We start from the raw sequence: 20,303 nt of genomic DNA, 5'->3' as shown, positions 1-20,303 counted from the left end.
CCGATGAGCGCCAATCCCGCCTTCCCGCTGATTCGCGACACCGCCGCATTGGCGGCGCGCGAGTTCGACGTGCTCGTCATCGGCGGCGGGATCTATGGCGCCTGGACGGCCTATGACGCGGCGAGCCGCGGATTGTCCGTCGCGCTGATCGAGCAGAACGACTGGGCGTCCGGCACGTCATCGGCGTCGAGCAAGTTGATCCACGGCGGCCTGCGCTATCTGGAGCATTATGAATTCGGCCTTGTGCGGCATGCACTCAAGGAGCGCCGCACGCTGTACGGCATCGCGCCGCATCTGGTGCGGCCGCTGAACTTCGTGCTGCCGATGTGGAAGGGCCCGCGCGCGAGCCCCTTGATGATTTCCGCCGGACTCGTGCTCTACGACCTGATGGCCTATGGCCGCCAGCCGGTGCCGCGCCACAAGTTTCATCGCCCGCGCGAGCTGCTCGCGCGCTATCCCTTCGTCGATCCGCAGCGCCTGCTCGGCGGCTTCCGTTATGGCGACTGCCAGGAAGACGATGCGCGCGTGACGCTGGTCGTCGTCGCCGCCGCGCAGGCCAGCGGTGCGGTCTGCGCGAACCGGCTGCAGGCGGAAGCGCTGATCGAGGCGCAGGGGCGTGTGGTCGGTGCGCGCGCGCGCGATGTCTCGAGCCGGCAGTCGCTCGAGATTCGCGCGAAGGTCGTCGTCAACGCAGCCGGACCGTGGGCGCCCGGGCTGCTCGGTGCCGCGGCTCCGAAGGTCAAGCTGATCAAGGGCACGCACCTGGTGCTGCCGGCGATTGCCGGCTGCAACGAAGCGTTTCTGCTGACCGCGGCGGATGGCCGCGTGTTCTTCGTCATTCCCTGGTACGGCCGCACGCTGGTCGGTACGACCGAGCAGCAGATCGACGGCCCTGCGCAGGCGGTTCCCAACGACGACGAGACCGGCTACCTGCTCGACGGTGTGCGCCGCGGCCTGCCCGGCATCAACTGGACCGAAGCCGACGTCATCGGCCGCTTTGCCGGCGCGCGCATGCTGCAGGCCGAAGATACGGAATCGCTGGCGGCGGTCACCCGCGAGTTCGAAGTGCTGACGCCCAAACCCGGGCTCGTCATGCATGTCGGTGGCAAGTTCACGACCTCGCGCAGCGACAGCACCGAGATCGTCGACAAGGTGTTCCGCCTGCTCGACCGCAAGTCGCCGCGCTCGCAGACGCACGATCGAACCTTGCCCGGCGCGCCGCCCGAGCCGTTCGAACACTGGCAGTCGCAAGCGATCGCCGATCTGGTGCATGCCGGCGTCGACACCGAAGCGGCGCGCTGGCTGTCGCTGCGCCACGGCACCGGGATTGCCGCGATCCTCAAGCTGATTGCCGAGCGCCCGGCGCTGGTGCAGCGCATCGACGCCCGCGCGCCCTTCATCGCCGCCGAGGCGGTGCACGCGGTACGCGCGGAAATGGCCGGCAGTCTCGAGGACGTCGTGCGTCGCCGCATGCCGCTGTCGTTGCTGGTTGAGGATCAGGCCTGGCGGCCGGCGCTGCTGGAGCTGCTGCGCGCCGAGAACCCGGACATCGCCGACTCTCGCTAGGAGCCGGCTTGCCGGCTCCTAGCAGGTCTATCAGGCCGGTTCGGCTTCGGGGGCCAGCGGAATTTCCACCGGGTCGCCCAGGAACTTCGGCTGCGTGCGCAGCAGGAACAGATCGAACACCGCCTTCGTGCGCGCGAGAATCTCGCGCGGCGGATTGCGCATGCCCATGCCGCCGTCGCTGGTGGCGGGCGCCAGATAGGCGACCACATCCATGCCGAGCTTGCGGCTCAGGAAGATCGCGCGATAGCTGTGATAGCGCTGGGTGACGAGCGTGTAACGGGTCAGGCCGAAGATGGCCTGCGCGCGCATCACCGAATCGAGCGTACGGAAGCCGGCGAAATCCATCGTGATCGCGGTTTCCGGAATGCCGAGCTTGACCAGCTCCTGATACATCCGGCGCGGTTCGTTGTAGGTCTCGTCCGGGTTCGCACCGCTGACGATCAGATGGCGAACCTTGCCGTTCTTGTACAGCTCGGCCGCCGCGGTGATGCGTCCGCGGAACTCCGGACTCGGCTTGCCGCTTTCCAGATACTTGCTGGTGCCAAGCACGAGGCCGACGTCGTTGAACGGCAGCAGCGCCCAGTTCGTGTACATGTACGCGTCGGTGCTGTTGATGACCCAGCGATTCGACAGCAGGACAACGAGCACGAGCGCGCTGGCTCCCATCAGGATCCAGCGGCGCAGCAGACGGCGGGCAGACGGTCTCAAGCGCACAGACCCCACAGCAGGTAGCCGAACAGGCCGAGCTGCACAAAGTAGAAGGTTGCGCGGATCATCACCAGCCAATGCGAAACGCCGATCAGGTGCACGACGCTTTGCGCGATACGCGCATACAGCACCCAGCAGGCGACCGCGTCGACCATCGGCGACTTGCCGATCGTCGCGGCGGCCAGAACGATGACGGCGAAGATCGGCAGATTCTCCAGCGTGTTCAGGTGCGCGTGCTCGGCACGGCGGATCAGCCCGGGGCGGTCGGCCTCGGTGCCGCGGCCCCAGCTGTTGGCAGGCTTGCCGCGCAGCGTCTCGATGCCACGCCACAGCACGACCAGCAGCACCAATGCCAGCGTCCAGGCGGTGTAGCCGATCAGCGCGGTCATTCCAGTCATCTGTGTTCTCCCGATGTTTTGCTTGTCGTGGCAGCCGCGCCAGCGCGGCCATATCCCGTCATTCTAGGGTCTGCGGCATTTGCCGGCGCGGCTTAGCGGCGCGCCGGCATGCGGAACATCAGATCAACGTTGCGATCGCTCGCCGTGCCGACCCGCACGCCGCCCTGCGCGCACAGGGCGGACAGGTTGGCTTCGCTGATCGCGGCGGCGACGGCAGCCGGATCTGTCAGATAAAGCGCACAGCGGTCGTCGGCTTCGGCCAGCGGCTTGGATGCGGCGAACTGATGCTGCAGCACCGACGCCCTTATCGTACCGCTGCCGTCGCCATTGTCGAGCAGTTCGAGCAGGCGCTGTTCCTGCGGATGATCGATCAGCGACGCGCTTTCGATCTGCCAGAAACCCGTGCAGGCGCCTTCCTGCTTGCAGGCGACCGGGGTCTCGACCGTGCCGTTGCTGCCGATGCCGTTTTCGACCTTGAACGCGCGGATGCGATGTTGGTGCGTATGGCCGGCGACCCAGGCGACGACATGCGGCCAGCTGGCCAGCTCGGCATCGAGTTGGGCCGCGGTGACTTCGATGTTCACCAGCGCGCCGAAGATGCCGTACTCGGCGAACGTCAGGTCCGGATGGTGCGAGAAGATCAGTGCCAGCTGGCCGCGGCTCGACGATGCGGCGAGTTCCGCCTGCAGCCACTCGAACTGGACCTGGTCGATGCTGCCGTCCGACAACGCGAACGGATTGCGCAGCACCGACAGCGGAATGCGCGGGTCGACGCCGTCGATGATCGTGTTGAGCACGATCAGGCGCACCTTGCCGCCGGCGGCATCGGTCGCGTAGTGGCCGTCGTTGCGCGAGTCGTCGTCCATGCGCCGCGCGGTGTCGGCGTAGTTGAAGCCGTGACCGACCGGACCCGGCACCGGATTCGTGACGAAGAACTCGTCGATGAACTCGTGCGCGTCGAACATGTAATGCCGCCCGGTCAGCAGCGAGATTTCGTTGAGCGGCGTGGTGATCGCCACGGTGCCGCGCAGGTAGCCGTCGTGGTTGCCGAAGGCGACGTACCAGGGCATGTCGAGCGCGACATTCGCGCAGCCGGGGCCTTCGCTGCAGCGCAGGACTTCCGGCATGCCGGGTGCGCGCGTGAAGGTCTGGCGCGCCGGATCGATCGAGCCGTCCGCGGCGCGACCGGTCAGTGCGGCCTGCTCGGTCGCCAGCAGCTGGCGCACGCTGCGAGTCAGGATCAGCTGGAAGCTCGGGTCGGTCGGATCCGGATCGGCGGTCTGCGTATCGGCGATGCCGCGACCGGTGAAGCGCGTGCATTGCGTCGCGATCGCCGATTCGGAGGCGCCGGCACCCAGATCTGCGACGCACTTGGCTTCGAAGTCGCTGACCCGGTCGAACGTGCCGTCGAGATTGTCGATGAAACGGCGTGTCTCGGCGACGGTCGTCAGATCGGCGCTGTCGCCGGTGACGATCATGAATTCGGCCGGGAACTGCGCATTGCATTCGTTGACGCGGACGATCATGTCGTTCATGACCTCGTCCGTGTACTCCTCCTGCAGGCGCTGAGCGGCCTCGAAGGTCGGCGCCAGCGGATCGAGGATCGATGCGCCGTTGATCGCCTGCGCCTCGTCGTCGAGGATGTGATCGTCGGTGAACTGCACGAAGCGCAACAGCAGCTGGGCATCGTCGCGCCGCTGGCCGGCAGCCAGTTCATTGCGCGTCACGTAGGCGTCGCTGGCGATCGCGGTGCAGCGGGCGATACCGCCGCCGCTGCCCATGTCGTCCGGCGAGCGGGCATCTTCGCTGCAGCCCGCCAGCGCGACGACAAGCAGCCATGCAGCAAGCAGATTTGTCTGTCTCATTATTGTTTTCTCCCCAGCAGGTGCCACTCAACTCAACGGGTCAGTCTGCGCATTCCTTGCTCCAGGCCGGCGAGCGTCATCGGAAACATGCGCTCCTTTCCAAGCAGTTCCTGCGTGACCTGGATCGACGGCGAATACTCCCAGTGTGACTGGGTCTCCGGGTTGAGCCAGACCAGATGCGGGAACACGTCCATCACGCGCTTGAACCAGACGGCGCCGGGCTCTTCGTTCCAGTGCTCGACGCTGCCGCCGGGGTGGACGATTTCATACGGGCTCATCGTCGCATCGCCGACGAAAATCACCTTGTAGTCCGGCGTGTACTTGTGCAGCACGTCGTAGACCGGAATCTTCTCGGAGTGCCGACGGTTGTTGTCCTTCCAGACGCTTTCGTAGAGGAAGTTGTGGAAGTAGAAATATTCGAGATGCTTGAACTCGGTCTTGCAGGCCGAGAACAACTCTTCACAGACCTTGACGTGCGGGTCCATCGAGCCGCCGACGTCGAGGAACAGCAGCACCTTCACCGCGTTGTGGCGCTCCGGCACCATCTTGATGTCGAGATAGCCGGCATTGCGCGCGGTCGAGGCGATCGTGTCGTCCAGATCCAGCACGTCCGGCGAACCCTCGCGCGCGAAGCGGCGCAGCCGGCGCAGGGCGACCTTGATGTTGCGCGTGCCCAGCTCGATCGTGTCGTCGAGATTGCGGTACTCGCGCTTGTCCCAGACCTTGACCGCGGATTTTTGTCCGCCCGGCCCGCCGATGCGCACGCCCTCGGGGTTGTAACCGCTATTACCGAACGGTGAGGTGCCGTTGGTGCCGACCCACTTGTTGCCGCCCTGGTGGCGTTCCTTCTGCTCGGCGAGGCGCTGACGCAGGGTTTCCATCAGCTCGTCGAGCCCGCCGAGCGCCTTGAGCTTGGCTTTCTCTTCCTCGCTGAAATGGCGCTCGGCCATCTGCCTGAGCCATTCCTCGGGGATGTCGCCGAACATCTCGCCGGTAATCGCTTCGACGCCCTTGAAGTAGGCCGCGAAGGCCTTGTCGAAGCGGTCGAACTGCGACTCGTCCTTGACCAGCGTCGTCCGCGCCAGATGGTAGAAATCCTCCAGCGAGAAGATCGCGACGTGACGCGACAGCGCCTGCAGCAGCATCAGGAATTCGCTGAGGCTGGTCTTGAGTCCGGCTGCGCGGAGGGTGAAAAAGAATGTGAACAGCACCGGGGCGACCTCTTGTGCCAAGCTGCACCATGGGTCTGCATTGTAACGGGCCGCGGCCGGGCCTGAAGTCTGCGAGACGGGGGAGACGATGGCGGCAATTCACGAGGCGCTGCGCGCGGCGGACCGGCATCTGCTGGCCTGCGATCCGGTACTCGCTCCGCTGGTCCGGCAGTACGGCCCCTGCGGCCTGGTGACACGCCGCCGCGAACCGTTCCAGGTGCTGTGCGCGTCGATCATTTCACAGCAGATTTCCAGCCGGGCGGCGGACACCATTCATGCGCGGGTCGTCGCCGGCTTCGGCGAGCGCGGCAAGATCAGCGCGGCGCTGCTGGCCGCCGCCGATTTCGACACCTTGCGCGCCTGCGGCCTGTCGCAGGCCAAGACCAAATGGCTGCAGCATCTGGGCGCGCAGACGGCCAGCGGCGCGCTCGACTTCAAGCGTCTGCGCAGGATGGACGACGAAGCCGCGATCGAAGTGCTCGACGCGCTGCCGGGCATCGGCCGCTGGACTGCCGAGATGTTCCTGATCTTCGCGCTGCACCGGCTCGATCTGTTCGCGATGGACGACGTTGGTCTGCGGCGCGGCGTCGACATGCTCTATGGCAAGGGGCGCAAGCTGGCGGAGCCGCGCGTGCTGAAGATCACCAGCGTCTGGGCGCCGTATCGGTCAGTGGCGAGCTGGTATCTGTGGCGCTACGCCGACGGCCAATCGGAGACCTGGGCCTGATTCCACGCAGTCCGTTCACATCGAACGCCCGGTTCGTAGGATGGGCCGCAAGGCCCATCGCCCGGTGTCGAGCTGCGAACACGATGGGCCTAGCGGCCCATCCTACGGCGCTTTGCGGCGGCTCAGGCTGCGGCTTTGCGCGCTGCGGACAGCGGCGTCACCTTGCCCGAGGTCGTGCCGGCCTGGTTGAGATGATCGAGCTGGATCCAGCGCAGGACTTCGATACGGCCGTTCATGTCTTCGGTCAGCGCAGTGCAGGATTCAACCCAGTCGCCGCAGTTGTAGTACATCACGCCGTCGATCTTGCGCGCTTCTGCGTTGTGGATGTGCCCGCAGACGACGCCATCGAGGTCGCGGCGGCGGCATTCCGCCGCCAGTGAATCCTCGAAGGTCGAGACGATGTTCACCGCGGTCTTGACGTGCTGCTTGGCGAAGGCCGACAGCGACCAATAGCCCATGCCGAACTGGCGCCGCACGCGGTTGAACCAGTAGTTGAACTTCATCGTGCCTTCGTAGATCGCATCGCCGGCCAGTGCGATCCACTTGTGATAGCGGGTGATGACGTCGAAGAAGTCGCCGTGCGTCACCAGCAGCTTGCGGCCATCGGCGGTTTCGTGGATCGCTTCGTTGACGAGGCGGATGTTGCCGATCTCCAGCTTGTAGTCGACGAACTTGCGCAGGAACTCGTCATGGTTGCCGGTGACGTAGATCACGTCGGTCTCGCGCTTGGCCTTGGTCAGGATCTTGCGCACGACGTTGGTGTGTTCCTGTGGCCAGTACCAGCCGGTCCGCAGCTTCCAGCCATCGATGATGTCGCCGACCAGGTAGAGCGTGTCGCAGGTATGGCTCTTGAGGAAATCGACGAGGTGCTCGGCCTTGCAGCCGGCGGTGCCGAGATGGACGTCGGAAATCCAGATCGTGCGGTAGTGCGTGGTGCCCTCGCTGCGCTTCGCGGAAGGCTTCTTGTTTTTCGTTCGCGTCGTCTTGTCTGTCTTCATGCGCGCGACTATCGCCGAGGGCAATGTGCGAGATATGACAGGAAAATGAAGTTTGCATGACAGTGCCGGCCACGCGGCGGTGGCCGGTCTGCCGTCGATATCCCGTCAAGGGAGAGATCACATCGAACGACACAGGCCGGACAGCAGGGGCAGCGCGGCGAATGAACATTCCGCACCCTCGGGCGCGACGAACAGGTTGCCGATAGCAGCATGGAGCGCATCGATCATCGGAACCAAGGTCGGATCCGTCTTGCTGCCTTCGCTGGCCTGCGCAGTGTCCAGAACCGCGAGGACGGTTGGCAGCAGATCGCTTTCGACCGGCGCGAGAACCGCCGCCAGTGCGCTGTCGAGCGCGGCGGTCTGTGCCGGAGTCGCGGCGGTTCCGACGCTGCTCTGCCAGAGGCTGCCGTAGTTGGCGACGCTGATGCGGATCGGAAAGCCGATCAGATCAGGCTGTCCGGCGTGGCTTTCGATCGCGCGCACCGGCAGCACCTGGGTGGCCGTGTTGATCAGGGTTTGTTCGAGCTGGATGCGCAGACTCTCACCGATCGCCGCCGGGTCGTGACTGAGCACGGCGGCGAGCACGGCGCTGTTGCTGGTGAGCGCGACCGCCACCGTATGCAGGATGCCGCCAACGATCGGGGTGCGTCGCGCTTCGAGGGGAACGCGCTGCAGGCCGAGCTGCATCGCGTAGTCGATGTCCGCGAGCAGCTCCGCGACCCGCTCGACGCTCAGGGGTTCGGTTCCGGCCTTCGGATCGTCGTGCCTGTCGACCAGGGTGGCAACGCGAGCCAGCAAGGGGCCTAGCGTGGTTCCCAGCGGCTCGAATGGCGTGCCGACCAGCGGATTGTCGTTGAAGCCGATCTGTCCGAGGCTGGCGCTGCTGTCCACGCAGCCCTCACCGCCGCCGGCCAGGGCCTGCAGCAGCTGCGTCAGATTGATGGCGACGCTGCCGAGCAGATTGGTCAGTTGCTGTTCGTCGGGGCGCAGAGAGGTGTTACCGCCACTGCGCTGGCTCTGCTGGAGCTGCGCGAACGCACTGTCGGCAATATCGAGAATGTTGTGGCTCACGATCGCGTCGGTACAGCGCAACAGGGCTTCGAGCGGCGTGCCGGCGACGGCGCTGGTGACGGGGGTCAATATGGAGGTGCCGAGCCGGGTCTGTGCGGTGTCCAGAGGTCCGTCGACCGACTGGACGCTGATGACTCCGTCGCCGCCCTGGTCCTGCTCGGCCGTCAGCGCCGCCGGTTCCGGCGCGGCAGCGTTATCGGGTTTTCCGGTGCAGCCGCTGATGAGCGCAACGACGCCAATGACAGCTGCAGAAATCGATCGATTCAGCATGGTCATCCCTCCGATATGTATGTCTTTTTGTGTCGCTGAAAATCAAAATACAAGAACACAAGGGGCAAAAGGTACTTATCTGACGAGCGGCACTCAATGTATCCAAGTGCAGCGACAAACCAGTTAAAAATCAGTCCTCTGAAATTCACTCCTAAGGGGAACAATGAAGCTTCTACGCCCGCTAATACTGGAAATTAGTCAGTAGTTTGAGAAAGATCAGAAATAGTCGATCTGGAAAGAAAAACGGGCCGCGAGGCCCGTTTCCCCTACCGCTAGACGGCGCTGCTCAGACGAGTCCGCAGAGGCTGCCCAATAGCGGCAGTCCAGCAAACGGGCAGGTCTCGCCGCCTTCACCACCCTCACCACCACCACCCAGGCTACCGAGCAAGCCCTGAAGCACGCCGGTGACTGCATCAATGACCGGCGCCAGCGGCGTGCCGGCGAGCGGATTGCCGAGATCCGGGACGCCACCACCCAGTCCGCCGGTCAGCGCTTCGGTCAGTGGTCCGAGAATGGTTGGCAGCAGGCCGTTCTCGATCGGATCGAGCACCGGCTCAAGCACGCCACCGAGCAGGGTTTCCAGTGCCGGCGTCGTGATCGTGCCGACCGCATTCGCGACAGTCGCGGAGAACGTGGCGACGGCGGCTTCGATCGGGCCGCTGATCGCGCCCGGCTGGCCGGCCTGGTCTTCGATCATGCGCACCGGCAGGATGTTGGTCAGCGCGTTGACGACCGTGTTGTTGAGCAGGGTCTGCAGGCCCGCCGTCGTGCCGGTCGCGTTGTAGACGAGCACCGAGCCCATCAGATTGTTGGTGTCCTGCAGGGCAGTCGATACGGTCGTGAGCACGCCGCCGACGACCGGTGTTTCGTAAGCCTGGGCCGGAATCTGCGCCAGAGCGGTCTGCATCGCGGTATTGAGCTGCGAGATCAGCGTGGAAACCTGGCTGAGCTGCAGGTCTTCTTCTTGGCCGTCGTAGCTGTCGAGCACGGTCGCGATCTGCGCGAGGACGGGGCCGAGCTGGGTGCCGAGCGGTTCAAGCGGCGTACCGACGAGCGGATTGGTGCCCGAAGCAAAGCCGATCTGGCTGAGTGTGAACGTGCTGGCGAGGCAACCGCCGCCGGTGTCGGCGAGGCCCTGCAGCAGCTGGGTCAGATTGGCGGCAAGACCTCCGAGCGAGGCGGCGAGTGCGGCCGGATCCGGACTCATCGACACCCCGCCGCCATTGACCAGACTGGTCTGCAGCTGGGCGAGAACTGTGTCGGCGAGATCGAGCGTGCCCTGCGTGACCGTTTCATCGGCGCAGCGCACGACGCCTTCCAGCGGTGTGCCGGCGACGGCAGTGCCAAGCTGACCGAAGACGCCGCTGAGCTGATCCTGCACCGGGTCCAGCGGACCGGCGACGCGCTGGCTGACGATGAGGCCGTCGCCATTCTGCGTGGTCGGCGGCGGGGTCGGTGCCGGAGCGTCGGAGCCGCCGCTGCTGCCACCGCAGCCGGTGAGGAGAAAAGCGCCGCCGACGGCGGACGCGAGCAGAATCTTTTTGAACATGGGGGACTCCGGTTGAGCGGGGGTGATGACGAACCCAATCTACAAAGCGGAATCCGGATAAAGAGGGCGCAGCGATTGAACGGTGCGGTCGTGGCGAACCAAAGGTCGTGAGCGCGATAGTCAAGACCGCTGGTCGCGTCGCAACTGCAACAGGTCGCCGATATGGGTAGGACGATGCCTGACAGCGCGCGCACCGTCTCGATCGGCAGGCAAAAAAATACCCCGCCGTAGCGGGGTATTTTCATGCAGCGGACTGCTTACTCGGCGACGAGCACGCCGTCGGTGCAGACTTCGTGCAGGTACAGCGCTTCCGCAACGTCTGCCGAGAGCAGACCGGAAGCCAGGCTCACCGCAACGCGGTTGTACGGCTGGCTGACCTTCATGCCGACCATGGCGTACGGATCGCCCACCAGCGGCAGGCCGAGCAGTTCGATCGACGTCGCGTCGAACGTGGTGCTCTCGAGCGCGATGTCGTTGTTGTACGTCGTGACGGTCACGCCGGTCAGCAGGCCCAGATTGACGAGGCCACGCGGGAACGAGATGGCTGCGACGGCGTACTTGCCGGCAGCAATCGTCGAGCCACCCGGGGTGTAGACGTTCTGCTCGATCGTATCGATTGCGGTGCCGAGCAGGCTGGCCGTCAGCGTGTAAACCGAGGCGGTGCGGAGATCGGCGTCGATCGCCTTGTCCGGGCTCGTCACGCTGTTGAGCAGCGAGGTGGCGCTGCCGCCGCCCAGCATGTTGACCAAATCCGTCAGCGGGCCGCCGACCAGGCCGTTGGCACCGACGTCGGTGCTTGCGCCGAAGTCGCTGTTGAAGGCTGCACGGCACAGGAAGCGCCTGCCGCTGGTGCCGCCGGCGACGTCGGTCTGATCGCCGCTGCCGGTGCCATCGTCTTCGACAACCTGATTGGCGACATCCTCGAGACCCGGCGTACCGACCGAGTTCGGGATGCCGGTATCGTCGTTGTCCACGGTGCCGGAATCGCCGTCGGTACCTTCGACTTCGCCGGTCTGGTCGTCAATGCCATCGTCGCCGTTGATGGGCGAAGTGCCGTTGCCGTTCGGGCCGCCGTTGGTGGAGCCGTCGGCGTCAGCCTGGCAGCCCGACAGTCCGGCGACGAGGAACGCCGCGATCAGGGTCGTCTGGAAAATCTGTTTGATCATCATGATGTGATTTCCTGTTTTCGATTGCCGTGCGGCGTCTTAGTTGAGAATGCGCAGTTCAACGCGACGGTTGCGCTCGCGGCCTTCTTCGGTGTCGTTGGTGTCGCGCGGCTCGGACTCGCCGTAGCCCTTCACGCTCACCTGCGTATCCGGAATGCCCTTGGAGACGAAGTAGTCCTTGACGGACTGTGCACGGCCTTCGGACAGCTTCTGGTTGTATTCGTCCGAACCGATGTTGTCGGTGTGGCCGGCGACTTCAACCAGCATATCCGGGTACTTCACGAGAATGCCGGTCGCGTAGTCGAGAATCGTCTCGGCGTCCGGACGCAGGCGGGTCTTGTTGAACTCGAAGGTGACGCCCTTCAGCTCGATCGTCTTGTCCAGCGGGCAGCCGTCGCCATCGACGCGCGTGCCAGCCGGGGTATCCGGGCACTTGTCCTTCTCGTCCACAACGCCGTCACCGTCGGAATCGGTCAGGCCGGTCGGGACCTGCACGACTTCAACCGATTCGGTCGCCGCGACTTCGACCATCTGCTCTTCGAACAGCGGGATCTCGATACCGAGATTGACCTGCGGTTCGCTGTAGCCGTCCATGAAATCGTCGTAGATGTAACGCGCTTCACCGCGGATGCGGATCTGGCCGCGCTTGGTCACCGGACCGGTGACGAAGCCGAGGCCTGCATTGGCCGTCCAGCTCCAGTCGTCTTCGGTGTCCGGCAGCGCGTCGTTGTAGGCCGCGGCGGCGCCGATCAGGAAGAACGGCGTGAATTCGGCGCGCGAGCCGAACGAGTAGGTCAGGTCGAGGTTGAGACCCGAACGGTAGTAATCGACACCGTTCGACTTGTCGGTCTCATAGTTGTCGAAGAAGCCACCGACTTCGTAGCCCCAGCTGCTGTCCTGTTCCTTGTGACCGTAGAACAGACGCAGGCCGGTGGCATAGTCGAGGTCTTCGCCGCCGCGGTCTTCGTCCGCGAAGGTGTAGCCACCCAGAATGCCGATATAGGCTGGCGAAACCAGCTTGTTGGTAGTCTCCGCGAGGGCCGGAGCAGATACCAGGGCGCCGGCCATGCCGGCGGCGAGAATTGACGCGATCTTCTTCATGACAACCCCTGTCCTTTGTTGTTGTGAACTCACTGTGTACAAATGCCTGCTGCCAATACCTGCTGCGCAGCATTTGGCTGCGCATCGTCCATAGTGCCGCTGACTCACAGCTGAGCGATATGGACAATTCTTTGCGCGCGAGCCCGGGCCGCGGCTCGCGGGGACCACTTATATCGGTGTTTTCCTGCCTAACGTCTTCATTGCACTTGCCGGTTGATCCTGCGGGCGCTGGGGGGCGCGCGATGAACACAGCGAGCGGTTGGCAGGTGAGTCGCTATTGCGGGGATCGCTCCCGCGCCTTTACAACCCCCTGCGTTCCTCTTGGTAGATCCTGGTTCCTGCACGGTGACGGGCCGCCAACGACGCAGTAGACAGCTGGTAAATCAAGCCTAAGTAGGAACAATTACAGCTATTAGTAGCATAGGTCGCATGCCCTTGCCACGACCCGCAAGAAACTTGCGGGTCGGTTGCACCAAAGCGGTGCGAGCAAGGATGGCGAGCCCAATCGAATGAGCGGAATTGATTAAAACTGATACTTCACGAAAGCCTGGGCGTAGTCGCGGTCGCGGTACAGATTGTGTTCGCCGCCGCCGAAGAACCAGGTATAGCCCAGCGTGAACGACAGCGAGCTGCGATAGCGGGTTTCGATGTTGAGCAGCATCTGCTTGCGTTCGTCGACGAAGTTCTCGGCCGGTCCCGGCGCGGTGCCGTTGACGTCGTGCGACCAGATCATGAACGGCTGGATGCTGAAGGGACCGTAGACGCCCTCGTATTTCCAGATCGCGATCAGGCGATAACCCCATGAGAACTTGTCGACGTAGCCGTCGAGGTCGGCCTGCGTCGGATTGAAGCGCAGACCATCGACACCGACGAGGCAGGTCACGGTCGACGAGCAGGCTTGCTGCGAGCCATCGGCACCGGTGCCGTCGGCGCCGGCGCTGGCATGCGTGAAGATGCCCGGCGCTTCGATCTGCAGTTCGTCGAGGTCCGGCAGGCCCGGAATCCACACCGCACCGAATTCACCGACGAGCTGGATCTGATCCGCGCCGAAGGGATTGTCGGTGTTGCCGAACAGCTGGGTGAAGCCGAGGTTGAACTGGAAGGTCTCGAACTTTTCCCAGCCCTGGATGTAGCCCGGGTTGCTCGAGTTCAGCGGACGGTTGAGGTCGGTCGGCGCATTCTCGCCGGCGACGCCGCCGCGATAAGGAATGATGAAGTTCGGGAACGAACGCGCCGAGCCCGGTGCGTGGCCGAGCAGGATGTTGATCGTGTCGTTGAAGCCCGCGTAGTCGCTGGAGCCGTACCAGGGGCTCTGGCCGATGCCGCTGTGGCTGCCGTCCTCGTAAAAACCGGAGCCGGCGGTGGAGCCGGCGCAGTTCAGGCTCGGATCGTGGCAGCGCGTCAGCGTCGGGCCGGCGGCGGCGAACGACAGGTCGGCAATCGCGATCTGCAGCGGCTGGGCCGGACGGTAGGCCACTTCACCCTGCACCGAAATCTCGCCGAAGGTGGTGTTGAAGCTGGCGCCGAACATCTGCAGGTCTTCGGGATACTCGAACTGAATCATCGCGCTGTCGAGCGGCACCGCGTTCGACAGCGGCGCATTCGGATTGCCGCCGAGCAGCAGATCGGTCAGCACGCCGAGCGCGGCGACCGGATTGGCGAGGATGGCCGGATCGGTGATGCCCAGATCGTTGATCAGGATGCCCGGGTTGGCGAGGATCAGCGGCAGCGAATCCTGCAGCAGCTGGGTGCGCGCGCTGGCGATCGCCATGACCGGCAGATTGTCGCAGGCCTGCAGGAAGCTGACGGTGCTGTTGGCGTCGATGCCCAGCGAATTGCCTTCGCGGCGCGCGCACGAGGCCTGCGTCGAGTAGAAGCTGACGTACGGCAGCTTCGAGTGATAGTTGATGAAGTACAGACCGAACTCGGTGCCGTTGTTGAGATCTTCGGCGTAGTACTTGAAGGCGACACCGAACTGGCCGGAGTCCTTCGCCTCGTTGTCGCGCACGCGCAGCACGGTGGCCGAGGTGTCGGTGATCAGCGTCAGCGGATTGTCGAGGAACACGCCGAGCTGGTCCGGATCTTCGGCCGAACCGCCGAAGCTCAGGTTGGCGTTCATGACCGCGTTGTTGGTGCCGATGTCGGCGAAACCGAAATAGCTGCCCGGCGTCGGCGCTTCAACCGGTTCCCACTCGTACTGGTAGTAAGCCTCGACCGTCGCGTTCTCGAACAGATCGGTGCTGAGGAAGATCGAGCCGGTTGGCGTGAAGACTTCCTCGACCTGGAAGCCGATGCGATAGAGGTTGTTGGCGATGACCGGGTTGGCCTGGTTGACGCTGCCGATGGCGAGCAAGGTCGACTCGCCCCAGTTGACGATCTGGCGGCCGATCTTGAACGTCAGCTCCTTTTCGCCCCACAACGGCAGATGGCCGTAGAAGTTGAAGTCGAGCAGCTGCAGGTTGGTGCCGACCTGGTTGAGGATTTCACCGTCGGTGCGCTGGTTGCGCACCACGCCGCCCGGGCCGAAAGTCTGATCGTAATAACGGTTGGCGATCGGATCGCCGCGGAAGCCGACTTCGTCGACGTTCTCGGCGGTGATGCGGTTCGGGTGGTACTCGGTGAAGTCGTTGTTGACGAAGTCGTAGAAGTACAGCCACTTCGCGAAGAAGCCGAAGTCGCCATAGGTCAGGTTGAGATCCTGCGTGACCTTGAGCAGGCCCGAGAGCATGTCGTGCTTGTCGTAATTCAGGTTGCCGTCGTCCGCGCGCATCGAGGCCATGCCGGGCGACGTGCGGATGCGCTCGCCCGGATAGCTCTGCGCCTGGAACAGGCCCTGGCAGGACTGGTACTGACGGGTGCAGACCAGCGGATCGAGGTTGGCCTTGCCGACCAGATCGTGAGCGCGATCCTGCATGCGCCAGCCGCCGCCGAGAATCACGGTCGTGTTGAGCACGCCCTCGATGTCACCGTCATCGTCGACCTGGAAACTCAGGGCCTGGACCGAAGCGCTGTTGAGCAGGAGGAATACGGCGGCGAGCAAGCCGGCGGATCGACGGATGGTCTTGTTCATGGCGTGATCTGTATCGCAACGGTGCATGGGGGATAGCGACGGGCTCCCATGCCTGTCGCAATGCACAAAACAATATCACGCAGATGTAACTTCCGGCTGCATTTTTGTGCAGCCGGAAGCGTTGACAAAACTTACTTATCGATGTGCCTGGGGTTGAGCTTTCGGTATGGGGCATCGGCCTCGGGCCCCAGCTTTCCGCTCAGCGACAGCGCCTTGCCGTGGCGCATCACATCCATATTCACGGCACTGCCTTGCGCGTTGGCGAGTTGTTCCCAGGCCGCGACCGGACTCGCGACCGAGCGGCCGTTGATGCGCTGGATGACATCGCCGCTCTTCAACGCCAGCGTGCCGCCGGCCGGTGCGCGCAGTACGAGCACGCCGTCCTTGGTCCTGAAATATCCGGCCAGTTCATCGTCGATGCGTGCCAGCTGCAGTGCCTGTCCGCCGTCGGCATCCGACCATGACCAATGTTGCGGCGGCACCGGCGGCACCGGCGGAATCACGACATTGATGTCCTTGTCCTCGTGCCAGTCCATCATCGACTCCGGTGCGATCGCTTCGACCGGCCGCGTGGCGATGACCTTGGTGCTGCCGCGTTTGCCGTCGCGCTTGTAATCCAGCGTGACCGGATCGCCGGGCTTGAGCGGCTCCATCACCGACCACAGCCGCTTGGACGGCGTGGTTTCATCGACGGCGGCGAGGCCGACCCCGTTGGCGACGAGCAGCAGGTCGCCGGTTTTGATGCCGGCCTTGTCGGCGCCGCTGCCGGGCGTCACGCCGGTGATCAGCACGCCGGCCGAGCGGCCTTCGACTTCAGCGCCATCGGTGATCGTGACGCCGAGCATCGCGCGGTCGGGATCGGTCGCGAACTCGTAAGCGAAGGCTTTCGGATTGCTCAGCTTCTGCTCGCGGCTGATACGCACCATCTCTTCCGCCGCGCGCTTCATCTCGGCCTGGGCCCGCTTCATCTCCGCGCGCGCACGTTCCATCTCGGCCGCAACCTGCGGGCTCGGCGCCTGCGGTGCGACCGGCGCGCTTGGCGCCAGAGGCGCTTCGGGAGCTTTGGGCGCCAGCGGCGCGGTCGGCGCGCTGCCGGCGAGGGCCGGGCCCAGCTGCAATGCCAGGGCGAAGGCCGTCGCAGCGCTCGCGACGCTCAAGGGCATTCGCGCATTCATAGGTTCCACTCCTGTGCCGCGGTATTCGAGGCCTGCGGACGATTGCCGAGGCTGGCGGCGCGATGGGTTTCGACAAGGCGCGACATCAGCGCGACGCGGTCCTGCCACAGACGGCGTGCGCCATCGGCGTCGGCATGATTGAGTTGCAGATCGACCATGGCGAGGCGGCTTTCCAGCGTCTGCGTTGTCGCCGCCAGGCGGCCGTCCCAGACCACGACCTGCGGGCGTACCTGGGCGAGATCGCTTTCCAGCGCACGCGAACGCGCCATCAGGCCGGCGATGGCGCCGTCCGCGGCCTGCGCCGTCGCGACGTTCGTGGCCGGGGCGGATTTGAGCGTCGATGCGAGCGGCGCGGTGGAAGCGACGGGGGCGACGGGGACGTACGCCAGCCAGCCGGCCGCGATCATCGTCAGCACCGACGCGGCAAGCGCCAGCGGCGTGGCGCTGCGCCGCCGACGGCGCGATGCGACGGGTTCAAGCTGCGCCTGCAGTCGCGACCAGCCATCGGGCGGCGGATCGAACTCGGGCAGTGCCCGCAAGGATTCGGACAAGGTGCTCATGGCAATGCTCTCAACGAGGGGGCCGCGAGTGCAGGGCGGCCGTCATCCAGTGCGACCCGCAGGCGCGCATGCGCCCGCGACAACTGGGATTTGGAGAAGCTGGCGGTCTTGCCGCACAGCTCGGCGATTTCGGCGTGGTTGTAGCCTTCGACGTGATACAGCCACAGCACCGCGCGCGGCATCGGCGGTAGCAACTGCAGCGCACGTTCCAGATCGAGCTGACACAGCGCATCGACGCTCGGGGCGTCTTCGTCGATCAACAGCTCCGGCTCGAACAGCTCCAGCCAGCGCCGGCCGGCGCGCAGGTGCATCAGCGACTCGGTTGCGCAGATGCTGCGCAGCCAGTGACCGAAGGCCGCTTCGCCGCGGTACTGATGCAGCGAGCGGAAAGCGCGCAGGAAGGTGTTCTGCATGACGTCGGCCGCGGCGTCGGGACATTGGGTCATTCGACGCGCGAGGTTGTAGACCGCCCGCTCGAACTGGCGGTAGATCGAGGCCTGGGCCGCGCGCACGCCGGTCCGCAGCTGATCCATCAGCTCGGCGTCTATCGCAAGGTCAAAGCCCGTTCCCATCGCGGTTCCCATGGCTCCTTAGATGCCGCGGATCGAAAAAGGGTCGCAAGCCGCTTATCCGGCCGAAGGCGGCAGTCCGTGGCGTGTCAGGAAAGACCGGATCAGCGGTGCAACCCTGTCCGGATCTTCCTGCATGAAGCAGTGCCCGCCCGCAACTTCGATGGCCTCGAGCTGGGGCATGCGCCGGCCGACCATCGCGACCGACTTTCGCATGAAAGGGTAGCTGTCGCGGCCATGGATCAGCAGTACCGGGCAGTGAACATGCCGCAGCATGCGCCAGGGATAGACCGGGTTCTCGAAGATCGAGGCTTCCTGCTCGCGCGGGCAGCACAGGATGCGTTCGTCGCCGTCGTCGCGGGTCGCGTACTCGACGAAACAGTCGAAGCCCGCATCGCTCCAGTTGCGATAGATGCCGCGGTTATGCAGGCGTTGATGGCATTCCTCGCGCGTCGCCCAGCGGTCGCGCCGGCGCCGGGTCGCGACCGCCATCGGGTTGCGGCCTAGCCTGGAAGACAGCCAGGACAGTGCCCAGGTTGCCGGCGGCAACAGGATGGGATCGAGCAGCACCAGCACCTTGAACAGCTGCGGATTGCGCGCGGCGACGGCGAGCGTCACCGCGGCGCCGAAGCTGTGGCCCATGCCGATCAGCTGCGGCTGGATCAGGTTCTGCTCGCCGATGACCGCGGGGATCCGGCGGATGATCTCGGCGGTCCCGGAGTAGTGCGCCGGCGCGTCGCTCGCGCCATGGCCTTCGAGGTCGTGGCAGAACAGGCCATAGTCGGGCAACAGACGTCCGAGCAGCGGCCAGTACACACCGCCGCAGAAGCCGTTGCCGTGGACGAAATGCAGCATGGGCTGGCGCAGCGGCGTGCGCCGGCCGCGCAGCGTCGGCCCCTGCCCGGCACTGGACTGCCAGGCGGTGGTGGTGTCGACAAAGCCGCGCGCGGAAAGATCGGACATCGCGGAAAATCAGAGCGGAATCGAAGCGCGATCTTACGTGAGCTAGGTGAACAAGGGGCCGATGCGCGCGGCGTTGCGCCCGCGCTTCTTGACGGCGTACAGATGCGTATCCGCGCTGTGATAAAGCTCGGACATTGGCAAGCTGCCGTCGGAGATGACGCCGCCGATGCTGGTCGTCAGCACGCCGAGCGGCGCGTCGACGTTGCTGATCGCAAGGCCGGCGACTTCCGCCACCAGATTCTCCAGCAGGCGCCGGCCATCGTCCTCGTTGCAGTCGTAGAGCAGGATCGCGAACTCTTCGCCGCCGAGACGGGCGACGACATCGAGCGGGCGCCGGCCGAACTGGCTGAACAGCACGCCGACTTCGGCCAGCACGCCGTCGCCGAAGTCGTGGCCGTAGCTGTCGTTGATGCGCTTGAAATAGTCGAGATCCGCCAGCGCGAAGACGATGGGCTTCTGTTCGCGCCGCGCCTGCGCCGCGGCGGTTTCGAAATGCTGCTCGAACGAGCGGCGGTTGCGCAGACCGGTCAGCGGATCCTGATAAGCCTGGATCTGCAGCAGGCGCCGCGCAGCCCAGCTACGTCGCCGTGTGGTTTCCATCCACAGCGCAGCGACGGCCGACAGGCCGGCAAGACAGATTTCGCCGAGCCACATCGACGGCGTGCGCAGCCGCGCATCCATCCAGTGTTCGCAGGCCAGCACGACGGCGAAGTACACCGCGATGATGATCAGCACGCGGACGAAGCGGAAGCCGCCGAGGATGCAAAGGCCGACCGGAACGGCGATGGCCATCGAGTGATCGAGGTCGACGCCGCGACGCGCGCATTCCGTCCGCAGATATTCGATGGCGATGACGATCAACAGGCCCGCGATCGTGATGATGCCGCTGGACGAGGCGCGGTGCGGCTGCAGCCAGCAACTCGCCGCGGCAATCAGACTGCAGGGCAGCACGATGCCGTAGGCCACCGCGCGCAGCAGCAGCGAAAGCTCGTCGGATACGCCGAGAAACCATTCCGCCCAGAACGGGATGATGCCGAAGATCAGCGTCGGGATCAGGCTCAACAGCGTACGAACGTGGTTGGCGGTGACTCGCCATTCGTTGCGGTATTGGTTTTCGACTTCGGCGGGGAAGCTCAGCACCGAGCCGGCGCTTTTCGAGATGGTTTCCAGTGCGCGTACCGTCGGCAGCGTCAGCTCATGCGCGGACGCAGCCTGACTCGCCGCGGCCCTGAGGCCGCGGTGGCGCAATCGCATGAAAACGTTCGCGCTCGTCGCGCGTCCCGCCGCTCCGTCAAACACGCTGTCCGCACACCCCCGAACGCAGCGCATTGAGGCG

17 protein-coding genes are annotated in these 20,303 nt (G+C 64.9%); 2 read left to right on the top strand and 15 right to left on the bottom strand.

The features are described from left to right. The first annotated feature begins 3 nt into the window (after positions 1-3). On the top strand, positions 4-1,566 hold the full coding sequence (locus AC3WUF_RS20190) for a glycerol-3-phosphate dehydrogenase/oxidase (protein ID WP_492429031.1): 1,563 nt from the start codon (positions 4-6) through the stop codon (positions 1,564-1,566). A 30-nt stretch (positions 1,567-1,596) separates the two neighbouring features. Here the strand turns inward: AC3WUF_RS20190 and AC3WUF_RS20185 are convergent, their stop codons facing one another. From AC3WUF_RS20185 to AC3WUF_RS20170, 4 genes are all read right to left on the bottom strand, one after another. Beyond that, positions 1,597-2,274 carry a SanA/YdcF family protein gene (locus AC3WUF_RS20185; RefSeq protein WP_492429029.1) on the bottom strand — a complete coding sequence of 226 codons (678 nt, stop codon included), beginning with the start codon at positions 2,272-2,274 and terminating at the stop codon, positions 1,597-1,599. Beyond that, complete coding sequence (locus tag AC3WUF_RS20180; RefSeq protein WP_492429027.1) at positions 2,271-2,672, bottom strand: MAPEG family protein; 402 nt, start codon at positions 2,670-2,672, stop codon at positions 2,271-2,273. The genes AC3WUF_RS20185 and AC3WUF_RS20180 overlap by 4 nt, the downstream gene beginning before the upstream one ends. 92 nt (positions 2,673-2,764) lie before the next feature. Next, complete coding sequence (locus tag AC3WUF_RS20175; protein ID WP_492429025.1) at positions 2,765-4,537, bottom strand: metallophosphoesterase family protein; 1,773 nt, start codon at positions 4,535-4,537, stop codon at positions 2,765-2,767. Positions 4,538-4,569: 32 nt separating this feature from the next. Further along, positions 4,570-5,748, bottom strand: coding sequence for a vWA domain-containing protein (locus AC3WUF_RS20170; RefSeq protein ID WP_492429023.1), 1,179 nt, complete (start codon positions 5,746-5,748; stop codon positions 4,570-4,572). 88 nt (positions 5,749-5,836) lie between these two features. On the opposite strand from AC3WUF_RS20170, the gene AC3WUF_RS20165 reads away from it, so the two are divergent. Continuing rightward, positions 5,837-6,475 (top strand): DNA-3-methyladenine glycosylase family protein, encoded by a 639-nt coding sequence (locus AC3WUF_RS20165; RefSeq protein ID WP_492429021.1) that lies wholly within the window; start codon positions 5,837-5,839, stop codon positions 6,473-6,475. Positions 6,476-6,597: 122 nt separating this feature from the next. Here the strand turns inward: AC3WUF_RS20165 and AC3WUF_RS20160 are convergent, their stop codons facing one another. From AC3WUF_RS20160 to AC3WUF_RS20110, 11 genes are all read right to left on the bottom strand, one after another. Then, positions 6,598-7,473 carry a UDP-2,3-diacylglucosamine diphosphatase gene (locus AC3WUF_RS20160; RefSeq protein ID WP_492429019.1) on the bottom strand — a complete coding sequence of 292 codons (876 nt, stop codon included), beginning with the start codon at positions 7,471-7,473 and terminating at the stop codon, positions 6,598-6,600. Positions 7,474-7,590: 117 nt separating this feature from the next. Then, positions 7,591-8,814 carry a hypothetical protein gene (locus tag AC3WUF_RS20155; protein ID WP_492429017.1) on the bottom strand — a complete coding sequence of 408 codons (1,224 nt, stop codon included), beginning with the start codon at positions 8,812-8,814 and terminating at the stop codon, positions 7,591-7,593. 286 nt (positions 8,815-9,100) lie between these two features. Beyond that, complete coding sequence (locus AC3WUF_RS20150) at positions 9,101-10,363, bottom strand: hypothetical protein (protein WP_492429015.1); 1,263 nt, start codon at positions 10,361-10,363, stop codon at positions 9,101-9,103. A 257-nt stretch (positions 10,364-10,620) separates the two neighbouring features. Beyond that, positions 10,621-11,532, bottom strand: coding sequence for a hypothetical protein (locus AC3WUF_RS20145; RefSeq protein ID WP_492429013.1), 912 nt, complete (start codon positions 11,530-11,532; stop codon positions 10,621-10,623). Between the two features lie 36 nt (positions 11,533-11,568). Next, positions 11,569-12,630 carry an OmpA family protein gene (locus tag AC3WUF_RS20140; protein ID WP_492429011.1) on the bottom strand — a complete coding sequence of 354 codons (1,062 nt, stop codon included), beginning with the start codon at positions 12,628-12,630 and terminating at the stop codon, positions 11,569-11,571. Positions 12,631-13,153: 523 nt separating this feature from the next. Beyond that, the gene (locus AC3WUF_RS20135; RefSeq protein ID WP_492429009.1) at positions 13,154-15,700 is read right to left on the bottom strand and encodes a DUF1302 domain-containing protein; all 2,547 of its coding nucleotides are present in this window, start codon (positions 15,698-15,700) and stop codon (positions 13,154-13,156) included. A 131-nt stretch (positions 15,701-15,831) separates the two neighbouring features. Next, positions 15,832-16,875 (bottom strand): PDZ domain-containing protein, encoded by a 1,044-nt coding sequence (locus tag AC3WUF_RS20130; protein WP_492429007.1) that lies wholly within the window; start codon positions 16,873-16,875, stop codon positions 15,832-15,834. Further along, positions 16,872-17,435: a hypothetical protein gene (locus AC3WUF_RS20125; protein WP_492429005.1), complete on the bottom strand. Its 564-nt coding sequence runs from the start codon at positions 17,433-17,435 to the stop codon at positions 16,872-16,874. The genes AC3WUF_RS20130 and AC3WUF_RS20125 overlap by 4 nt, the downstream gene beginning before the upstream one ends. Then, complete coding sequence (locus tag AC3WUF_RS20120) at positions 17,432-17,968, bottom strand: RNA polymerase sigma factor (protein WP_492429003.1); 537 nt, start codon at positions 17,966-17,968, stop codon at positions 17,432-17,434. The genes AC3WUF_RS20125 and AC3WUF_RS20120 overlap by 4 nt, the downstream gene beginning before the upstream one ends. Before the next feature lie 93 nt (positions 17,969-18,061). Beyond that, on the bottom strand, positions 18,062-18,967 hold the full coding sequence (locus AC3WUF_RS20115; RefSeq protein WP_492429001.1) for an alpha/beta fold hydrolase: 906 nt from the start codon (positions 18,965-18,967) through the stop codon (positions 18,062-18,064). 42 nt (positions 18,968-19,009) lie between these two features. Then, positions 19,010-20,221 (bottom strand): GGDEF domain-containing protein, encoded by a 1,212-nt coding sequence (locus AC3WUF_RS20110; RefSeq protein ID WP_492428999.1) that lies wholly within the window; start codon positions 20,219-20,221, stop codon positions 19,010-19,012. Positions 20,222-20,303 lie beyond the last annotated feature (82 nt).

This window comes from Fontimonas sp. FW305-C-3 (assembly GCF_058783185.1).
This window is presented reverse-complemented; position numbering and strand designations above follow the sequence as displayed.

Bases quoted from the DNA above. Each gene is read 5' to 3' on its own strand.
- AC3WUF_RS20160 (WP_492429019.1), bottom strand. From the start codon at position 7,473: ATGAAGACAGACAAGACGACGCGAACGAAAAACAAGAAGCCTTCCGCG.
- AC3WUF_RS20180 (WP_492429027.1), bottom strand. From the start codon at position 2,672: ATGACTGGAATGACCGCGCTGATCGGCTACACCGCCTGGACGCTGGCA.
- AC3WUF_RS20165 (WP_492429021.1), top strand. From the start codon at position 5,837: ATGGCGGCAATTCACGAGGCGCTGCGCGCGGCGGACCGGCATCTGCTG.
- AC3WUF_RS20125 (WP_492429005.1), bottom strand. From the start codon at position 17,435: ATGAGCACCTTGTCCGAATCCTTGCGGGCACTGCCCGAGTTCGATCCG.
- AC3WUF_RS20130 (WP_492429007.1), bottom strand. From the start codon at position 16,875: ATGAATGCGCGAATGCCCTTGAGCGTCGCGAGCGCTGCGACGGCCTTC.
- AC3WUF_RS20150 (WP_492429015.1), bottom strand. From the start codon at position 10,363: ATGTTCAAAAAGATTCTGCTCGCGTCCGCCGTCGGCGGCGCTTTTCTC.
- AC3WUF_RS20190 (WP_492429031.1), top strand. From the start codon at position 4: ATGAGCGCCAATCCCGCCTTCCCGCTGATTCGCGACACCGCCGCATTG.
- AC3WUF_RS20155 (WP_492429017.1), bottom strand. From the start codon at position 8,814: ATGCTGAATCGATCGATTTCTGCAGCTGTCATTGGCGTCGTTGCGCTC.
- AC3WUF_RS20175 (WP_492429025.1), bottom strand. From the start codon at position 4,537: ATGAGACAGACAAATCTGCTTGCTGCATGGCTGCTTGTCGTCGCGCTG.
- AC3WUF_RS20120 (WP_492429003.1), bottom strand. From the start codon at position 17,968: ATGGATCAGCTGCGGACCGGCGTGCGCGCGGCCCAGGCCTCGATCTAC.
- AC3WUF_RS20145 (WP_492429013.1), bottom strand. From the start codon at position 11,532: ATGATGATCAAACAGATTTTCCAGACGACCCTGATCGCGGCGTTCCTC.
- AC3WUF_RS20135 (WP_492429009.1), bottom strand. From the start codon at position 15,700: ATGAACAAGACCATCCGTCGATCCGCCGGCTTGCTCGCCGCCGTATTC.
- AC3WUF_RS20140 (WP_492429011.1), bottom strand. From the start codon at position 12,630: ATGAAGAAGATCGCGTCAATTCTCGCCGCCGGCATGGCCGGCGCCCTG.
- AC3WUF_RS20110 (WP_492428999.1), bottom strand. From the start codon at position 20,221: ATGCGATTGCGCCACCGCGGCCTCAGGGCCGCGGCGAGTCAGGCTGCG.
- AC3WUF_RS20115 (WP_492429001.1), bottom strand. From the start codon at position 18,967: ATGTCCGATCTTTCCGCGCGCGGCTTTGTCGACACCACCACCGCCTGG.